Here is a 17,841-nt window from a genome sequence, read left to right on the forward strand (position 1 = left end):
GGGCCACCCACCCGTCGAAGGTGAGTGGCCCGTACAGACCCGTCAGCCGGCGGCCGCCGCCCTGTTCACCTGCTGAGGCCCGGGTGCAGGCCCTGCTGTACCCAGGCGGTCACGTCCGCCAGCTCCTCCGGCGAGATGGAATGGCCCATGGGGTAGGTGCGGGCGGTGAGGTCGGCGCCTGCAGCCCGCAGCCGCTTCTGCCCCTCCAGGGCGAGGGCGTGGGGGATGGCCGGATCCCGCTCCCCGTGTCCCCAGAAGAAGCGGGTGCCCTTCACCCGTTCGGGGGTGACCTCCACGTCCGGATGCTCGGCCAGGAAGCCGCTGAAGTTGACCACCATCGACACCGCGCCGGGATGGAGCAGGGCGTAGGCCATGCTCATCACGCCGCCCTGGGAGAAGCCGCCCAGGATGACCGGACCGGGCCTCACCGGCAGCCGGCCGGGCAGCCCGGCCAGGAACTCCGCCAGGGCCCGCTGGCTCTCCCGGAACGACTCGGGCTCCGGTCTCGCCCCGCCCAGGAAGCGGTACCAGGCCCAGCCCGGCCCGTAACCCCAGGGCGCACCCGGGAAGGGCGCCTCGGGCGTGACCAACAGGGCGGAGGGCGGCAGGTAGGGCCGCAGGCCCATCAGGTCGCCCTTGTGGCTGCCGCGGCCGTGCAGCAGCACGAAGAGCGGGGCGCCGTCTCGGGCGCCGGCCGGGATGTACTGATCGTATCGCAGCACAGGCCCGCCCCCCTCAGTCGATCGGCTTCAGGTTGGCCTCGATCTCCGCCCGCCGGTGCTCCAGGAAGGGCGGCAGGATCAGCTTCTCGCCCAGCGCCTCCAGCGGCTCGTCGATGGCAAAGCCCGGGCCGTCGGTGGCGATCTCAAACAGGATGCCGCCGGGCTCCCGGAAGTAGAGCGACTTGAACCAGAACCGGTCCACCGGGCCGCTGTTGCGGATGCCCAGCTGGTTCAGCCGCCGCAGCCACGCCTGGTACTCCCGCTCGTTGGGGGTGCGGAAGGCCACGTGGTGGACGCCGCCCGCCCCCTGCTGCGCCATGCGCAGACGGGGCTGCACCAGCACGTGCAGCTCGGCGGCCGGGCCGCCTTCATGCATGCTGAAGACGTGCAGGGTGTCCTTCGGATCCTCCGGCGACGCCAGCTCCCGCTCCCGCCGCATCCCCAGCACCTGGATCAGGCTCGCGGCGGTGGGCCCCAGTTCGGGCACGCTGAGCACGATGGGCCCCAGGCCCCGGAGCTGGTGATCGGGCGGCACCGGGCTCCGCTCCCAGATGACCGGGTCAGGCCCCTGTCCGCCGTCGTCCACCAGGGCCAGCCGCTGCCCTTCGGGATCCTCGAAGAGCACCGTCGGCCGCCCGGCCCAGTCGATCACCTCGCCGACCGGAACGCCGGCGTCCGCCAGCCGGCGCTGCCACCAGGCCAGGGACTCCTGCCCGTTCACGCGGAACATGGTGCGCACGATCGAGCGGGTGCCGCGCCGCTCCGGGGGGATGTCCCAGTCAAAGAACGTGATATCGGTGCCGGGGCTCCCGGCACCGTCGGTGTAGTACAGGTGGTAAGCACGCACGTCGTCCTGGTTGACGGTGCGCTTGGCCAGCCTCAGACCCAACACCTCGGTGTAGAACCGCCAGTTCTCGCGGATGCGGGCGGTCATCGCCGTGAGGTGGTGAAAACCGGTAAGCTGCACCCCGATCCCTCCCTCGCTCGGGCAACTTTCATATCTATGACGTTTAGATTGGCGTAAGGGGGACGCCCAGGCGCCGTGCAGGGGTGTCCGTGTGCCTGGACAGCCGTCCGGAAGGCGCCTGGGGTGCTCACCGGTTCCGCCGACGGGAGAGTTTTCCTCGACCGCTCTGCTCCGAGGATTCCCGCACGGTGCCGCACCTGAGCCGGCGAAAGGATCTGCATCGCCCATCTCAGATCTCCGGAGGAGGAACCTTGCCGATGCCGCGCACCCCCGAAGAGAGCCGCGCCCTGTTCGACCGCTGGGCGCGCACCTACGATCTGGATCTGGCGGGACAGGACGGTCCTAAGGCAGGCCCGCTGGTCGGCTACGCCGAAACCCTGCGGATCGCCGCCGAACAGGTGCCCGTCGCCCCGGGGATGTCGGTGCTGGACGTGGGCATCGGGACCGGCGCCTTCGCCGCCCGCCTCCGCGGGCGCGGCGTCCGCGTCTCTGGGGTGGATCCGTCGCCCGCCATGCTCGACGCCTGCCGGGGGAAGCACCCCGGCTTCACCCTGCGGGTCGGGGATTTCAACGCCATTCCCTTCGACTCGGGCGAGTTCGACGTGGTCATCTCCAGCTTCGCCTTCCACGAGGTCCCGCCCGGGGGCCGTCTCGCGGCATGCAGGGAGCTTGCCCGGGTGCTGAAACCCGGCGGGGCGCTCTGCCTGGTGGACATCATGTTCGCCTCCCCGGCGGCGCTGGCTGCGGCCAGGGAGGCCATCGGCGAGCGCTGGGACGACGAGGAGGACTACCCGCTGGTCGGCGACCTGGACCAACTGCTCCACGAGGCTGGCTTCGGCGGTTCCCGCTGGCGGCAGACGGCCCCCTGCCACTGGATGGTGATCGCCCGCAAGCGTGCGTGATCCCTGATGAGGGGACCGTAACCCCGGCGCCGGGAGTCCCGTTGTACCGGGCAGGAGGTGATCAGCGCGATGAACCGGCGACACCGCGTTCACCCGCGGATCCTGCCCTGGCTCCTGATCGCCGCGCTGCTCGTCAGCGGCTGCAGCGCCGGAGGGCCCGACCCCTCCGCGGCTGCGCCCACGGACCGGACCGAAAACCCGGGACAGACGGCTGATCCCCAGATGCCGGAGGATCCGGCCGGGCCTGACAGCGCTGCGGACCACCCGCCCGTGGCCGGCGCCGTCCCGGCGGACCTGGACGGGGACGGCGCGCCGGAGTGGATCCGGGGCCTCACCGATACGTGGACCGCCGACCCCGTGGAGATCTACGACGCGCAGGGTGAAAAGCTCCTCACCTGGGAGACCTTCGGATGGGAGCGGAAGGTCTCGCTGCACAGCCTGCCTGGCCAGCCCCGCGCCGTGCTGCTGGAGTGGCGCCGGTTTGAGGACGGCCAGACTGCCGTAGGCATCCAGGCCTTCGTCCGGCGGTCGGGCACCTTCGCCCACGACCGGCTCTACGGCTGGGGGTTGAAGCACGCGGAGACCACCCCGGCGCACCGCGCGTCCTTCACCGAGGACGGGGCCCTCCTGGTGGAGTGGGACATGGGCGACCCGGCGCGCCACACCCGGATCCGCCGGTACGCGCTGAACCTGGAGCAAGGCAGCGTGGCCATCGTGGAGGAGCGGCTTGTGCCGGAGGGTAGCGATCTGGTGTACCCCGAGGCTCCGGAGGCGGTGCTGCACGCCGCGCAGATCGCGGCGGCGTACCGGCTGGAGGATGAGCTGCCCCGGTACTTCGCCTCGACCGACGTGGCCGGAGCCTTCCTGGAAGCCATCCCCCCGTGGCCCTACGAGGTGACGGGCGTTGAGCTGGCCAGCGTCACCGCATTCGACGAGTACTGCGTGCCGACGACCGAACCGGCGCAGCCCGACGCCGACGGCAAGGCGCCGTTCGTGGTGTGGTTGGCCGGTCAGATCAACCTGATCGTGAAAGTGGGCACCGTGTGGTTTGAAACCGACGACGCCGGACGAACCATCATCCGGGACTTCCGGCTGGACGAAGGGTGTACGTGATGCGACATGTTGAACCATGGGATCGGGTTCTCCCTGGAATGGCTGCGCCTGCGGCCCGCCGCGTTCTGGGCTGCCGGAGCCGCGAGCGCCGGCCTGTTCGTCGACTGGCTGCTGCGGGTCGAATCCTTTTCCCCGCTGGATGAGAACAGCGGGAAGGCCCTGCTCGGGCTGACGTTCCTGGCGGCCGGCCTCTTCGGTTGGGCCGTGCTCATCGCCATCGGCGAGTGGGCGCTGCGGCAGCGGATCCGCTCGCCCTGGGCCCCGCTGGCCTGGGGTGCTCTGCTCACCCTCCTCACGATCGGCTGGTTCCCGCCGGGTGCGATGCTTGGCTCCCTCTATGTGGGGACGCCGCTCGCGGACCGGCTGGGGGCGACGCGAAGGGTGCCGTGGCCGGTGGTCTGGCCGTTGTGGCTGGCGGGGTCTCTGGGCATCACGTTCGCCATTCTGCGCTTCTTCGTTTGATCCGCACCGGCCGGCAGCGCCTGAGAGGGCAAAAAGAGGAGCACGCTCAGGCGCGCTCCTCTACGCCAGCGGTACGCTGTTTTGCTGAGTACCCTTCTTCCGCGGCGACCTTATCACCACAGTAACCACATACGTAGGATCGCGCCCCTACGTTCTGAAGATTTGTCCAGCATCCACCCTTCAGTTGATCCACGACCGCTGACATTTGAGTCTTCCCCCTACGTCGTTGGTCCAAGGATGGCTCTAGGCCGTGGCCCACTCCTGCGACAGCACCTCCGCCTGCTTCAGCACCAGGTTCGTCGCCGCCTCCTGCCGGTCCGGCGGGTACTTATACCGTCGGAGCAGCGTGCGCACCATCACCCGCAGCCGGGCCCGCACCGTCTCGCGGCGCGCCCAGTCCACGGTCACCGACTTACGCAGCCGCTCCGTGAGCTCGACAGCCATCTTCTTCAGCACCTCGTCGCCGAGCTCCCGCACGGCCGACTCGTTGCTGGCCAGGGCGTCGTAGAAGGCGAGCTCATCCTCGTTCAGCCCGAGCTGCTCGCCCCGCCGCGCCTCCTCCTGGAAGCGCCTGGCCATGGCGATCAGCTCCTCGATCACCTGCGCCGTCTCGATGGTGCGGTTCCGGTAGCGGGTGAGCGCCTGCTGGAGCAGGTCCGAGAACCTCGCCGACTGGACCACGTTGGTCTCGAAGCGCGCCTTGATCTCGTTCTTGATCAGGCGCTGCAGCAGCTCGACGGCGAGGTTGCGCTCCTTCATCCGGCGCACCTCGTCGAGGAACTCCTCCGAGAGGATGGAAATGTCAGGCTTGCTGAGCCCCGCCGCGGCGAAGATGTCCACCACCTCGTCGGAGACCACCGCCTGGGCGATGATCTGCCGCAGGGCCGCCTCCTTGCGCTCATCCGCCACCTTCCGGTCGGTTTCCGCGCGCTTGGAGAGCGCCGCCTTGACCGCCTGGAAGAAGGCCAACTCGTCCCGGTAGGCCAGGGCGCCCTCCAGGGTGCAGCAGAGGGCGAAGGCCCTGGAGGCGGCCACCACGTGGTCGGCGAAGCGCTTCTGTCCGTCCTCCAGCCCCAGGATGTGGTTGGCCACCTTGGGCAGAAGCGCGATGGCCTCGGTGCGGAAGGCCGAGTAGTCGCAGCCGTGGAGCATCGCCCGGAGCACGTCCATCTTCTCGCGCAGGATGTCCAGGGCCTGCTCCGCGTCGATGGCCGGCTCGCCCCGGCCCCGCGCGGCGGTGTACTCCCGCAGGGCCTGTTTCAGCTCGTGCGAGATGCCGATGTAGTCCACCACCAGCCCGCCGGGCTTGTCCCTGAAGACCCGGTTGACCCGGGCGATGGCCTGCATCAGGTTGTGGCCCCGCATCGGCTTGTCGATGTACATCGTGTGCAGGCAGGGGGCGTCGAAGCCCGTGAGCCACATGTCCCGCACGATGACGATCTTGAACGGGTCGTTGGGGTCCTTGAAGCGCCGCTCCAGCCGCTTGCGGACCTCCTTGCTGTAGATGTGCGGCCGCAGGAGCGGCTTGTCGGCGGCGGAACCGGTCATCACGATCTTGATGACGCCTTTTTCGGGATCCGGGTCGTGCCACTCGGGCCGCAGGGCGACGATGGCGTTGTACATGTGCACGCAGATCTCCCGGCTCATGCACACGACCATCGCCTTGCCGTCCATGGCCGCGAGGCGCCGCTCGAAGTGGGCGACCAGGTCGGCGGCCACCTTCTGGATGCGGGGCGGCGCGCCCACCAGCTTCTCCAGAGCCGTCCAGCGGCGGTACTGGGCGGCCCGTGCGGCGTCGTCCTCCTCGTCCTCGGTCAGCTCTTCCACGGCCTCGTCGATCCGGGGGATCTCCTCCTCCTTCAGGTCGAGCTTGGCCAGGCGGGACTCGTAGTAGATGGGCACCGTCGCGCCGTCCTTCACCGCCTGCAGCACGTCGTAGATGTGCACGTAGTCACCGAAGACGGCCCGGGTGTTCCGGTCCTCCAGGGCAACGGGGGTGCCTGTGAAGGCGACGAAGGTCGCCCCGGGCAGGGCGTCGCGCATGTGCTGGGCGTAGCCGTAGCGGACGGCGTAATCCCCGCCCGGCGCCTCGGCCGCGATCTGGTCGGACAGGTCGCCCCCGGACCCCATGGGCGCGGTCGCCGGGCGCCTGCGCCGCTCAGGCAGGCTCAGTCTGGCGGCGAAGCCGTACTGGCTGCGGTGGGCCTCGTCGCAGATGACGATGATGTTGGTCCGCTCGGAGAGCACAGGGAAGGTGTCCTCGTCCTCGCCGGGCATGAACTTCTGGATGGTGGTGAAGATGATTCCGCCCGACGGCCGGTTGGCCAGGAGTTCCCGCAGCCGCGGCCGGGTCTCGGCCTGGACCGGCGTCTCCCTGAGGAGCTCCGTGGCGCCGGCGAAGACGCCGAAGAGCTGGTTGTCCAGGTCGTTCCGGTCGGTGACCACCACGATGGTGGGGTTTTTCAGGTCCGGGTGGCTCATCAGCCGGCCAGCGAGGCAGGTCATCTCCAGGGACTTGCCGGCCCCCTGGGTGTGCCAGACGACGCCGCCCTTACGGGAGCCGCCCGGGGCCGATGCCTTCAGCACGCTTTCCACCACGGCCCGGACGGCGTGGAACTGATGGTACCCGGCCACTTTCTTGACGAGGTGGCCATCCTCTTCGAAGAGGATGAAGTAGCGCAGGTACTCCAGCAGCAGGTCGTGCCGGAAGGCGCCGCGGATCAGGGTCTCCAGCTCACGCATCTCGCCCAGGGGGTCGATCTCGTGGCCGTCGATGGTCCGCCAGGCCATGAACCGCTCCCGGTTGGCGGTCAGCGACCCCATGCGGGCGGAGAGGCCGTCGGAGATGACCAGCAGCTCGTTGTAGACGAAGAGGTCGGGGATGTCCTCCTTGTAGGCCTGGAGCTGGTTGAAGGCGGCCCAGATGTCTGCGTTCTCGTCTGCCGGGTTCTTCAACTCGATGACGACGATCGGCAGGCCGTTGAGGTACAGGATGACATCCGGCCTGCGCACCTTCTTCGGCCCCTGAATGGAGAGCTGGTTGACCGCCAGCCAGTCGTTCCGACCCGGGTCGGTGAAGTCCACCAGCCGCACCCGGTCGCCCCGGGTCTCCCCATCCTTCTGGAACTCGACCGGCACGCCCTCCACGAGCCACCGATGGAACTGCCGGTTGGCCTGCACCAGGCCGGGGATGTTGGGGTTCACCACCTGCCGGAGGGCGTCCTCCTGCGCCGAGGCCGGGATGTGGGGGTTGAGGCGCTGGATGCCCTCACGCAGCCGGCCCGTCAGCACGACCTGGCGGTAGGACTCCCGCTCGGGGCCGGGGGTGTTGGCGTCCACAGGGGAGATGTCAGGTCCATATGCGACCTCCCAGCGGAGCTCGCGGAGCCATTCGAGTGCCGCCTGTTCCAGGGTCTCTTCGTTGAGGACGGGCATCACAGCACCTCCTTCAGGGCCTCCTCGGCCTCGGGCACGCGGAGCTTGCCGGAGATGAGTCGGGGGAGCAGGGTGTCGCGAAGAGAGGAAAGGGTAGACGCTTGAATAGTGTTTTGGCGGATCTTGGCGAAAATGGGAGCTACAAGATTACGGAAAGCGAAAAGAACCTGGGCGCTGGGCATAACCATGACGATCTTTTTCACATCAGTCTGAGTTATCATTGGCTGGGTTGACCCGCGATTGAGTTGTGACAAATCGACCGACTTTAAATAGAAGTAGAGAAAGATAGTAATCTCTTCTGCTGATCTTATCACGAGGGTATTGTCTGACGGCCAACAAGGGCCGTCTACAAAAAAGACTTTGCCCAGCGTCCCAACTCGCCCTGTAATGACAATAGGGCCGTTCGTAAGTGCCGATGTGGTCCATGCCATCAGCCCTGCTCCACCATATATAGGAATGCAGGCATCCGAACTAGGCTTATCCGTTAGAAACGTCGGTCGTTTACCGCTGGTGACAGTTGCTACCTCCTCTACAGTTGTAACCCGCCACCCCTTCGGAATGAGTCCCAACTTTGACTGTTCAAATTCGATCGGGAATAATGCAGTTGCCTTGGCGTCCAAACCCTGTGATTTCGCGTCTTCAGCTTTGGCGCGAACGGGGTCGAAGTCGATGAACCATGACTTGAAGATCGCCCGTGCGATCGCTTCGAGTGTCACGGTCTCTTGCTTTAACAAGTCGATCCAATCATCGATCCCACCCAGAATTTCGACGATCCTCTGCTGGTCAGCTAACGGCGGGACAAGTATACAAGTGCGCTTTATATCTGATGCTTTTAGCGCGGGTACTGCCGACGAAGCCACTCCTCCCAAAATGGCTTCCTTTATTCCTGGAAATCGGAGAGCATAGAACAGGTACCGTGGAACAAGAACCTTGGGGTCTGGAGAGAGTCTGATCAGGTTAGGCGAGATCTGCGCCCCCACATGCTCCTTGCCTACCCGAGCGAAAGCGCCCACGGTGCCGCGCACGGACATCACAACATCGTCCAGTGCGAGAACCGTCTTCGGGTACCGCTCAGAAACCTCCGGCGCGACGAACCAATAATCATCCCAATTTGTCGAGATCGTTCCATCCGGCATCAGGTGTTCGCCACGGACGACCGGCACGCCCTCCGAGTGTTTCTCCATACCGTAGAAGGACGGGTACCGGTAGATCAGTGCACAAACTTTACCGAGTGGCAAGCTACGAATCTCAGAGGTCATACCCCAACCTCCCCAGCACCTGCCGGATACGTTCCTCCAGTTCGGCTCCCCGCCGCATCTGCTCAGCTAGGTCCGCGGTCAGCCGCTCCATCTTCTCGGCAAAGGTCTCGTCGTCGTCCTCCACCTCTTCCGCCCCGACGTAGCGCCCAGGGGTGAGCACGTAGCCGTTCGCGGCGATCTCCTCCAGCTTGACCGCGCGGCAGAAGCCCGGCACATCCTCGTACACCTGCCCGGACGGCGCCTCCCGGTCCTGCCGCCAGAGGTGCACCGTGTTGGCGATCTTCGCGATCTCCTCGTCGTCGAGGACACGCTGAACCCGCGTCTCCATTCGCCCCATCTTCCGGGCGTCGATGAAGAGCACCTCGCCCCGGCGATCCCGGCCGTTCTTGGTCTTGTCCTTGCACAAGAACCAGAGGCAGGCCGGGATCTGCGTGTTGAAGAATAGCTGCGGCGGGAGCGCGACCATGACCTCGACCACGTCGGCCTCCACCATGTTCTTGCGGATCTCGCCCTCGTTGTTCTGCTGCGACGACATCGAGCCGTTGGCGAGCACCACGCCCGCCTGGCCCGCCGGAGCCAGGTGCCAGAGGATGTGCTGCAGCCAGGCGAAGTTGGCGTTGCCGGCCGGCGGCGTGCCGTAGATCCACCGGGGGTCATCGACCAGCCGCTCACCGCCCCAGTCGGACATGTTGAACGGCGGATTGGCCAGGATGTAATCCGCCCGCAGGTCCGGGTGCTGGTTCCGGTGGAACGTGTCGGCCGGTTCCTTGCCCAGGTTGAAGTCGAGCCCCCGGATCGTCAGGTTCATCGCGACCAGCCGCCACGTGGTGGGGTTGGCCTCCTGACCGTAGATCGAGAGGTCCCCGAAGCGGCCGCCCCTGCTCTCCAGAAAGCGCTCCGCCTGCACGAACATGCCGCCCGAGCCACAGCACGGGTCGTAGACCTTCCCCTTGTAGGGCGCGAGAATCGCGACCAGCAGCTTCACCACTGAGGCGGGCGTGTAGAACTGGCCGCCCTTCTTGCCCTCCGCGCTGGCGAACTGGCCCAGGAAGTATTCGTACACCTCGCCGAGCACGTCCCTGGCCCGGTGCTCCTCGCCGAACCCGATGGTGGAGATCAGGTCGACCAGCTCGCCCAGCCGCCCGGGTTCCAGATGGGCCCGGCCGTACCGCTTGTCCAAGAGCCCCTTCAGCCGCGGGTTCTCCTGCTCGATGGCCTCCAGGGCCTGGTCAATGCGCACGCCAATGTCCGGCTGCTTCGCATGGGCGCGGATGGTCTCCCAGCGCGCCCGGTCGGGCACCCAGAAAACATTGTCCATCGTGTAGTAATCCCGCTCTTCCAGGGCTGCTTCCCGGTCGGCCGGGTCATCCAGATAGAGTTCGGATTCGGGGTCACCAAGTATCCTCCGCAGCCGCTCCCGTCGTGCCACGAAAGAGTCGGAGATGTACTTGAGGAAGATCAGACCCAGCACAATGTGCTTGTACTCGGCCGCATCCATAGACGACCGCAGCTTATCTGCGGCGGCCCAGAGCGTACGTTTCATCTCGTTGTCCATTCGTTCAACCCTCTCGCCACAGTTCTTCCGATTGCAGCCTGCTGGCAACCGGTGAGGCCAGACCCTGGATACGCAATCCCAGGCTCAACGGCACTCTGACCGAACAGGCCTGCAATTCCAAGTCATTGATAGTCAGTTCGGTACACGGAGGGCGGCTCCCTGCCGGAGCCTGGCTGTGCCGGCCAGGGCAGGGCGGTCAACCCAGCCGTGCACGCGGCCCCCCTCCATCCTCATCCCTTCCGCGCCTCGCCGTCGCTCCGGCGGCGCCGGCGGACGACCACCGTCCCCAGCCCCAGGAGCAGCACCGCACCGACGGCAACCCCGACAGCGGGTGCCCAGCCGCGCCGGGCCCCGGCATCGGTGGGCTCCGCGGCCCCGGGCGCAGGGGTCTCCCCGGCCGGCGGTGAAGGCCGGTCGGCCGGATCGGCCGCAGGCGGCTGCGCCGCGCCGCTTCCGGCCGTGGCCGCGCGCCGGACCGCCTCCGCGGCCAGCCGGTCAGCCCGCTCAGGCGTCAGCGCCTCCCCGGCGTTGGCCTCAACCCAGGCACAGGCCGCGTCTTCCGAAGCGAACGTCCCGGGCATGACCTCGGTCAGGAAGGCGGCGATCGCGTCCTGGGTCTCGGGACGCCACGGGTAGCCCGCCAGCTCCTCCTCCGCCCACGGCCGCCACCGCTGCACGTACAGCCGGTCGGTCATGCCGTGGGCGACCGCCTCCCGCAGGAAGAGGGCGAGGTGGTCCTCGCTGCGCACCCGCCAGACCCAGTCGGCCGACTCCCACACCAGCGGCAGCGACGTCTCCCGCAAGAGGAGCAGGTACTGCACCCGGACCTCGTCGTCGTCGGGATGCTCTGCCAGGAACGACTCGGCCGCGGCCAGTACATCCGGCAGCAGCCGGTCAGCGGCCTCGCCGGGCAGGCTGCCGTCCCGCAGGGAGGAGTTCATGCCCATGTTCCCGGCCTCGGCCAGGCTGCGGGTGGCTTCGATTACCGCGGTCAGCGCCGCAGGGTCGGCGATGCCTGCCTGCAGCATCTCCCGGATCTCCACCCCCATGTCGCGCCAGTAGGGGTTCTCCAGCACCACATGGATATCGAAGTCCGGCTCCACGTCCTCCCACACCCAGCGAAGGGCGCCGTCCTCCAGCACCCAGCCGGGGGTCGTGATGCGGAAGGGGTTCTCCTCCGACCGGATGTCCTCCGCCCGGATCGGCCGGTCCATGGCCAGCACCGCCTCCGCCCGGCCGATCGTCCCGGCCCAGTGGGCGCCGGTGCGCAGGACGTAGGCGACCCAGAGCGGCGCGTCGTAGCCCTTGCCGTACGGCAGCACATTCATGGTGTAGCTGACCACCATCTCCAGCGGCTGGCCCGCCCGGAAGGTGACCGGAAAGACCGCCCAGTTCACGGGACCGGCATCGGCGTCCTGGTGCACAGCGGACTCGCGGACCTCCGTGGCCACCTCCCGTCCGTCGATCTCCACCCGCAGGTTCTCGATGTGGGCGCCGAAGATCGCCTGTTCGGGGTCGAAGATGAACAGCGGGAAACCCACCATCATCTCCTCGTCCGCCTCGGGCTCGAAGCGGAACCAGATGCGGTACTCGCCCACCGCGCTGGTGCTGAGACGGGCATCGTGCCGTGTGTCGCGGCGCAGGAAAATCTCGATGCGCTCTTCCGCCAGCCGGACGGTGGTGGAGTCCAGCGGCTGGACGTGGGGCCCGACGGGGGCCAGGGGTGCGCTGTCACCCAGGCAGGTCGAGGAAAGGGCAAGGACGAGGAGCAGCGCGATCCAGAACCGGCGCAATTGCCGTCACCTCCTGTTGGGCTCGTGCCAGATGAACGCAGGGAAGCCGGCGGACACTCCATACCCTCAGGCGCCGGGCCGCCGCCTCACGCGGAGGACGCCGCCGCCCGCCGCCAGGAGCAGGCCGAGACCGATGATCCAGCCCCCGGATTCCCAGGGGCCGGACTCGGGCACCCCCGCTGAAGGAGCCTCACCTGCGCCGGACTCCGGCGTCCGGGGTCCCTCTGTATCCCCCGAGTCCTGGACCCGGGTGAGCGCCTGGTCGACCAATTCGTCGACCTGCCCGGCGGTCAGCACCTCCCCGGCGCTGGTCGCCACCCACTCCCGAGCCTCCGCTTCCGAGCGAAACGAGGCGGGCATCGCAACGGCCAGGAACGAGCCGATCGCATCCTGTGCCTCCCCGGACCACGGGCGACCGGCCAGGCCGGGGAGCAGCCACGGGCGCCAGCCCGACACAAAGACATCTCCCGGGCGCGCCTGCAGGAGCGATGTGCCCGCCCTGAGCAGGGCCGGCATCAGGTCGGCCGCGGCGTCGGCCGGCGCGACCCCGCCGCGCAGGGGCGGACCTGCCGAATTCACGAGATCCATGGTTTTCCACCAGGCCTGGATGATCGTCTCCCGATCGCCGTCTGCGGCCTCCAGCAGCGCCCTGATCTCCTGTGCGGCGTCGAGCCAGTACACGTTCTCCAATACCACGTGCAGGTCGAAGTCCGGCTCCACGTCCTCCCAGACCCAGTGGAGGGCCCCGTCCTCCAGGGCCCAGCCGGGTGTGGTGGCAATCCCCCGGTGTTCCTCCACCCGGATGTCTTCACGCCGGATCGGCCTGTCCAGGGTGAGCACCGCCTCGGCCCGCCCGATCGTCCCGGCCCAGTGGGCGCCGGTGCGCAGCACGTAGGAGATCCAGAAGGGGGCCAGGCCGCTGCTGTCGCCCCAATAGGGGTCAACGGCAATGGTGTAGCTGACTACCATCTCCAGCGGCCGGCCGGCCCGGAACGTCACCGGAAAGACCGCCCAGTTCTGCGCACCGCCCTCGCGGTCCGGCTTCTCGTGTGCGGACGGGCGGTACTCCACATCCACCTCCCGGCCGTCGATCTCCACCCGCAGGTCCTCCAGGCGGGCGCCGTGGACCCTCCCTTCCGGGTCGTAGAACCAGAGCGGGAATCCCACCAGCATCTGCTCATCCGCCTCGGGCTCGAAGCGGAACCAGATGCGGTACCCGCCCCGCCCCGACCTGCTGATACCGGCCCTGGTCTCCTCTGCGCGGCGCACCTGGATCTCGATGCGCTCCTCGGCCAGCCGGACGGTGGTGGAGTCCAGCGGCTGCACGTGCGTCCCGATGGCCGCCACAGGCGCGGTGTCACCCACACAGGTCGCGGCGAGGGTGACAAGGAGCACTGCTGTGATCAGAAGTCGGCGCAACGATCGGAACCTCCTCTTTCAGCTTGCCCGGGCCGGCGCGCCCGTCTGGCGTCTCCGTTTGGTACGTCCACCCATCTTAACGGTGAATCGTCAGAGAGGTTACGCGCAGCGTCGCCGGGTGTGCCCGCTGCCCACCCGACGACGCTGCACCGCACGTGCGCGGACGGTCTGCCCTGACGGTGCACTTGGTTTGGGCATGGCGAGTCTGGCGCAGAATAGAAAGGCCCGGTGTTTGCACACCGGGCCCGGCGGCGCCGTTGGAGGCTACTCTGGCGGGTGAGATCCTCACCCGCTAGAAGTTAGCGGAGAGGAGTTTCGTCAGGAGCGTCAGGAGGAGCACCAGCCAAAAAAGGTACTCTCGCAACTCGCTCATGCGAACACCTCCTCCCTTTCAACGAGGCGCCGCCATAAGCCATAACGTACAGACCAGCGCGCAGGTTCGCTGGTCTGTACTGGTTTCTCTACGACTCCGCCTGGTATACCACGCGCCCCTCGATGTAGGTCGCCAGCACCCGGGCCCGCGCCCGGAAGGGGTGGTCACTCCAGAGCACGAAGTCGGCGTCCTTCCCCGGCTCCAGCGAGCCCACCCGGTCGGCGACGCCAAGCATCTCGGCCGGGTTCAGGGTCATCGCCCGCAGGGCGCCGGCCTCGCTCATGCCCTCCCGGACCGCCAGCGCCCCCTGGATGCGGTGGTGCGCGATGGGCACGAAGGGGTGGTCGGTCATCAGCGAGACGTGGACCCCGGCCTTCTCCAGGATGCCCGGGTTGCGGAAGGTCAGGTTGGCGGTCTCCACCTTGGACCGGCCGCCGAGCATCGGCCCCAGCGTGACCGGGTAGCCTGCCTCGGCCAGGGCATCCACCACCATCCAGCCCTCGGTGCAGTGCTCGATGGAGAGGTCGACGTCGAATTCCCGGGCGATGCGGATGGCGGTCAGGATGTCATCCGCCCGGTGGGCGTGCAGCCGGAGCGGGATCTCCCGGTCCAGCACCCGGCGGGCCAGCTCCAGCCCCAGGTCCCGCCCCTTCTGCGGGTCGTACTCCCGCGCCCGGACCAGGTACTGGCGGATGACCGCCGCCACCCCCATGCGGCTGGCCGGCATCCGCTTGTGGTGCTGGCCGTGCAGCCGCTTGGGGTTCTCGCCCAGGGCGCCCTTCAGGCCCGACGGCTGGCGCAGCACCATCTCGTCGGCCGTGCGGCCCCGGGTCTTGATGACCACCATCTCGCCGCCGATGGGGTTGCCGGATCCGGGCAGGGTCTGCACCGTCGTCACCCCTGCAGCCCGGGCGTCGGCGAAGGAGATGTGGAACGGGTTGACGGCATCCAGCGCCCGGACCTGCGCGGTGGTGCTGCCGGTCCACTCGTTGCCGTCGTAGGCCGGGGGACCGTCGCCCTCGCCCCAGAGGCCCACGTGGGTGTGCGGGTCGACGAAGCCCGGCAGCAAGTGCAGGCCCCGGGCGTCGATGACCTGGGCGTCCGACGGCACCTCCACCCGCCCCACGGCCAGGATCTTCCCGTCCGCCACCAGCAGCGTCGCCCCCTCCATGGGCGGGCTGCTGATGGGATAGACCGTCGCGCCGGTAATCGCAAGCTTGGCCATCAGAACCGCACCTCCCCGTGCCGCCGCCCGTCCTGCGGGCCCGCGTCCCCGCCGTCGTCCCGTCCGTCCACGTAGACCATCCGGCCCTCCACCATCGTCCAGGCCACACGGGTGGTGAGCTCCAGCGGGTCGCCGTCCCAGAGCACCAGGTCGGCGTCCTTGCCGGCGGCGATGCTCCCCACCCGGTCGGCCACGCCCAGAATCTCCGCCGGGGTCAGGGTGACCGCCCGCAGCGCCTCCTCAGTGGTGAAGCCCTCCCGCACCGCCAGGGCAGCGGCGATGTTCAGGTAGGGCTGATCCAGCTGCGGGTGGCCGGTGACGATTGCAGTTGGAACGCCGTGCCGGTGCAGGGTAAGCGGTAGGTGGAAGCCGACGTCCCGGGTCTCCTGCCGGCCCCGGCCCGCCAGCGAGGGCCCCGCCGCCACGGCTGCGCCGGCCTCGGCGATCAGGTCCGCGACCAGGTGGGCCTCGGTGGCTCCCAGCAGCACGACGCGGATGCCGAACTCCCGCCCGATCCGCAGGGCGGTGATGATGTCGTCCGCCCGGTGGGCCTGCACCAGCAGCGGCAGCTCGCCCCGCAGGACCGGCAGCAGCGCCTCGCAGCGCAGGTCCCGCTCCTTCTCGGGCTTGTACTGCTGGGCCTTCACCAGCGACTCCCGCAGGACCGCGGCGATGCCCATGCGGGTGGCGGGCATCCGCTTCTCACCGCCGTAGGTCGCCTTCGGCCGCTCGCCCAGGCTGGCGGCCACACCGGTGGGGTGGCGGAGGATCAGGTCGTCGGCCACGGCCGCCCGGCGCAGCTTGATGGCCAGGGCCTGGCCGGCGAGGACGTTGCTGCCACCCGGAACCACGTGTACCGTGGTGACGCCGCCGGTGCGGGCCTCGGCGATGCCCCGGTCGAAGGGGTAAATGCCGTCCAGCGCCCGCACGTGGGCGGTGTGGGGGTCAGTGGCCTCCTCGGCGTCGTTCCCCGCCCAGCCGAGCCCCTCGTTGATGAGCCCCAGGTGACTGAAAGCGTCCACCAGGCCGGGGGTCAGTGTGCGCCCGCCCGCATCGATGACCTCCGCTTCATCGGGAACGGCTACCTCGGCGCCGACCGCCGCAATCGTGCCGCCGTCGTCGACCAGCACGGTACCGGACTCGATCACGCCGTCGGATACGGTCATGATCCGCGCGTTGGTGATTGCAAGCACCATGGTCCTCCTCTCGCTGGAGTTCATGGTGGAGATAATTCTTCGCGGCGTTAATCATACCTGCCGCGTCGCGGCAGGTGCCGGGGGATGTGCCAGCCAGCCCTCAGCCACAGCGCAGACGAACGGAAAAGTCGCGCCGGAGGGGGAGTCCCCCTCCGGCGCGCCGCACCGCACTGGTTACGCGTACAGCGGGAACCGAGCCGTGAGCTCGTGCACCTCCGCCTTGATCCGCTCGAGGGCCGCCTCGTCGTCCCGGTTGGCGATCGCCCGGTCGATCAGGTCGGCGATCTGGACCATCTCCGCCTCCTTCATGCCCCGGGTGGTCATCGCCGGGGTGCCGATGCGGATGCCGCTGGTCACCATCGGCTTCTCGGGGTCGTTGGGGATGGCGTTCTTGTTCACCGTGATCGCGACCCGATCAAGGAGCTTCTCCGCATCGCGGCCGGTGATCCCCTTGGACCGCAGGTCCACCAGCATCAGGTGGTTGTCGGTGCCGCCGGTGACCAGCCGGTAGCCCCGCTCCACCAGGGCCTCGGCCAGGGCCTTGGCGTTCTTCACCACCTGGCCGCAGTAGGCCGTGTAGTCCGGGTCGGAAAGCTGCTTGAAGGCCACCGCCTTGGCAGCGATGATGTGCATCAGCGGACCGCCCTGCAGGCCGGGGAAGACCGCCTTGTCGATCTCCCTGGCGAACTCCTTCCGGCAGAGGATCGCCCCGCCCCGGGGACCGCGCAGGGTCTTGTGAGTCGTGGTGGTGACCACGTGCGCGTGTTCCACCGGGTTCGGGTAGTGGCCCGTGGCCGCGAGGCCGGCGAAGTGCGCCATGTCTACCATCAGGATCGCCCCGACCTCGTCGGCGATCTCCCGGAACCGCTTGAAGTCCAGCACCCGCGGGTAGGCCGAGTAGCCGGCCACGATCAGCTTCGGCCTGTGCTGCCGCGCCAGCTCCGCCACCGCGTCCATGTTGACCCGCTCGGTCTCAGGATCGAGCCCGTAGGGTACGAAGTTGTAGGTCTTGCCGCTGAAGTTCACAGGCGAGCCGTGGGTCAGGTGGCCGCCCTGGGCCAGGTTCATGCCCAGCACGGTGTCGCCCGGCTTCAGGAAGGCGAAGTAGACCGCCATGTTGGCATTGGCGCCCGAGTGGGGCTGCACGTTCACGTGCTCCGCCCCGAAGGCCGCCTTCAGCCGCTCCCGGGCGATGTTCTCCACCACGTCCACGAACTCGCAGCCACCGTAGTACCGACGGCCCGGGTAGCCCTCCGCGTACTTGTTGGTGAGCACGGTCCCCGCAGCCTCCAGCACCGCCGTCGGCACGAAGTTCTCGGAGGCGATCAGCTCGATGTTCCGCTGCTGCCGCTCCACCTCCTGCTGAATGACCGCAAACACCTCAGGATCATACCGCTTCAACGCATCCATTCCGTGAGCC

Annotated in this window: 13 protein-coding genes; 3 read left to right on the forward strand and 10 right to left on the reverse strand. The window is 68.2% G+C overall.

What is annotated here, in order from left to right; genetic code table 11:
- Positions 1 to 65 precede the first annotated feature (65 nt).
- Positions 66 to 722: an alpha/beta hydrolase gene (locus ACZ45O_RS06030; RefSeq protein WP_464856533.1), complete on the reverse strand. Its 657-nt coding sequence runs from the start codon at positions 720 to 722 to the stop codon at positions 66 to 68.
- Positions 723 to 735: 13 nt separating this feature from the next.
- Complete coding sequence (locus ACZ45O_RS06035; protein WP_464856535.1) at positions 736 to 1,689, reverse strand: ring-cleaving dioxygenase; 954 nt, start codon at positions 1,687 to 1,689, stop codon at positions 736 to 738.
- A 257-nt stretch (positions 1,690 to 1,946) separates the two neighbouring features.
- Here ACZ45O_RS06035 and ACZ45O_RS06040 point away from each other — a divergent pair, with 257 nt between their 5' ends.
- The 3 genes from ACZ45O_RS06040 to ACZ45O_RS06050 all read left to right on the forward strand — a co-directional run bounded on the left by ACZ45O_RS06040 (position 1,947) and on the right by ACZ45O_RS06050 (position 4,166).
- A complete protein-coding gene (locus tag ACZ45O_RS06040; RefSeq protein ID WP_464856537.1) occupies positions 1,947 to 2,591 on the forward strand; it encodes a class I SAM-dependent methyltransferase in 645 nt (214 codons plus the stop codon).
- A gap of 69 nt (positions 2,592 to 2,660) precedes the next feature.
- Positions 2,661 to 3,704, forward strand: coding sequence for a hypothetical protein (locus tag ACZ45O_RS06045; protein ID WP_464856539.1), 1,044 nt, complete (start codon positions 2,661 to 2,663; stop codon positions 3,702 to 3,704).
- Positions 3,705 to 3,710: 6 nt separating this feature from the next.
- Positions 3,711 to 4,166: a hypothetical protein gene (locus ACZ45O_RS06050; protein WP_464856541.1), complete on the forward strand. Its 456-nt coding sequence runs from the start codon at positions 3,711 to 3,713 to the stop codon at positions 4,164 to 4,166.
- A gap of 243 nt (positions 4,167 to 4,409) precedes the next feature.
- Here the strand turns inward: ACZ45O_RS06050 and ACZ45O_RS06055 are convergent, their stop codons facing one another.
- From ACZ45O_RS06055 to ACZ45O_RS06090, 8 genes are all read right to left on the reverse strand, one after another.
- On the reverse strand, positions 4,410 to 7,601 hold the full coding sequence (locus tag ACZ45O_RS06055) for a type I restriction endonuclease subunit R (protein ID WP_464856543.1): 3,192 nt from the start codon (positions 7,599 to 7,601) through the stop codon (positions 4,410 to 4,412).
- Positions 7,601 to 8,860, reverse strand: a complete 1,260-nt coding sequence (locus ACZ45O_RS06060; RefSeq protein WP_464856545.1) for a restriction endonuclease subunit S — start codon at positions 8,858 to 8,860, stop codon at positions 7,601 to 7,603. Before ACZ45O_RS06060 ends, ACZ45O_RS06055 begins: the two co-directional genes overlap by 1 nt.
- Positions 8,850 to 10,415 carry a class I SAM-dependent DNA methyltransferase gene (locus ACZ45O_RS06065; RefSeq protein WP_464856547.1) on the reverse strand — a complete coding sequence of 522 codons (1,566 nt, stop codon included), beginning with the start codon at positions 10,413 to 10,415 and terminating at the stop codon, positions 8,850 to 8,852. Before ACZ45O_RS06065 ends, ACZ45O_RS06060 begins: the two co-directional genes overlap by 11 nt.
- Positions 10,416 to 10,645: 230 nt before the next feature.
- The gene (locus ACZ45O_RS06070) at positions 10,646 to 12,208 is read right to left on the reverse strand and encodes a hypothetical protein (RefSeq protein ID WP_464856549.1); all 1,563 of its coding nucleotides are present in this window, start codon (positions 12,206 to 12,208) and stop codon (positions 10,646 to 10,648) included.
- 66 nt (positions 12,209 to 12,274) lie between these two features.
- Positions 12,275 to 13,627: a hypothetical protein gene (locus ACZ45O_RS06075; protein WP_464856551.1), complete on the reverse strand. Its 1,353-nt coding sequence runs from the start codon at positions 13,625 to 13,627 to the stop codon at positions 12,275 to 12,277.
- 461 nt (positions 13,628 to 14,088) lie between these two features.
- Positions 14,089 to 15,225: an amidohydrolase gene (locus ACZ45O_RS06080; protein WP_464856553.1), complete on the reverse strand. Its 1,137-nt coding sequence runs from the start codon at positions 15,223 to 15,225 to the stop codon at positions 14,089 to 14,091.
- Complete coding sequence (locus ACZ45O_RS06085) at positions 15,225 to 16,418, reverse strand: amidohydrolase (protein WP_464856555.1); 1,194 nt, start codon at positions 16,416 to 16,418, stop codon at positions 15,225 to 15,227. The genes ACZ45O_RS06080 and ACZ45O_RS06085 overlap by 1 nt, the downstream gene beginning before the upstream one ends.
- A gap of 177 nt (positions 16,419 to 16,595) precedes the next feature.
- A complete protein-coding gene (locus ACZ45O_RS06090) occupies positions 16,596 to 17,831 on the reverse strand; it encodes a serine hydroxymethyltransferase (protein ID WP_464856557.1) in 1,236 nt (411 codons plus the stop codon).
- Positions 17,832 to 17,841 lie beyond the last annotated feature (10 nt).

Source organism: Symbiobacterium turbinis (assembly GCF_055383075.1).

Excerpts from the sequence above, each read along its gene's own strand:
- ACZ45O_RS06040 (WP_464856537.1), top strand. The coding sequence starts at position 1,947 with ATGCCGCGCACCCCCGAAGAGAGCCGCGCCCTGTTCGACCGCTGGGCG.
- ACZ45O_RS06045 (WP_464856539.1), top strand. The coding sequence starts at position 2,661 with ATGAACCGGCGACACCGCGTTCACCCGCGGATCCTGCCCTGGCTCCTG.
- ACZ45O_RS06050 (WP_464856541.1), top strand. The coding sequence starts at position 3,711 with ATGTTGAACCATGGGATCGGGTTCTCCCTGGAATGGCTGCGCCTGCGG.
- ACZ45O_RS06055 (WP_464856543.1), bottom strand. The coding sequence starts at position 7,601 with ATGCCCGTCCTCAACGAAGAGACCCTGGAACAGGCGGCACTCGAATGG.
- ACZ45O_RS06060 (WP_464856545.1), bottom strand. The coding sequence starts at position 8,860 with ATGACCTCTGAGATTCGTAGCTTGCCACTCGGTAAAGTTTGTGCACTG.
- ACZ45O_RS06065 (WP_464856547.1), bottom strand. The coding sequence starts at position 10,415 with ATGGACAACGAGATGAAACGTACGCTCTGGGCCGCCGCAGATAAGCTG.
- ACZ45O_RS06080 (WP_464856553.1), bottom strand. The coding sequence starts at position 15,225 with ATGGCCAAGCTTGCGATTACCGGCGCGACGGTCTATCCCATCAGCAGC.
- ACZ45O_RS06090 (WP_464856557.1), bottom strand. The coding sequence starts at position 17,831 with ATGGATGCGTTGAAGCGGTATGATCCTGAGGTGTTTGCGGTCATTCAG.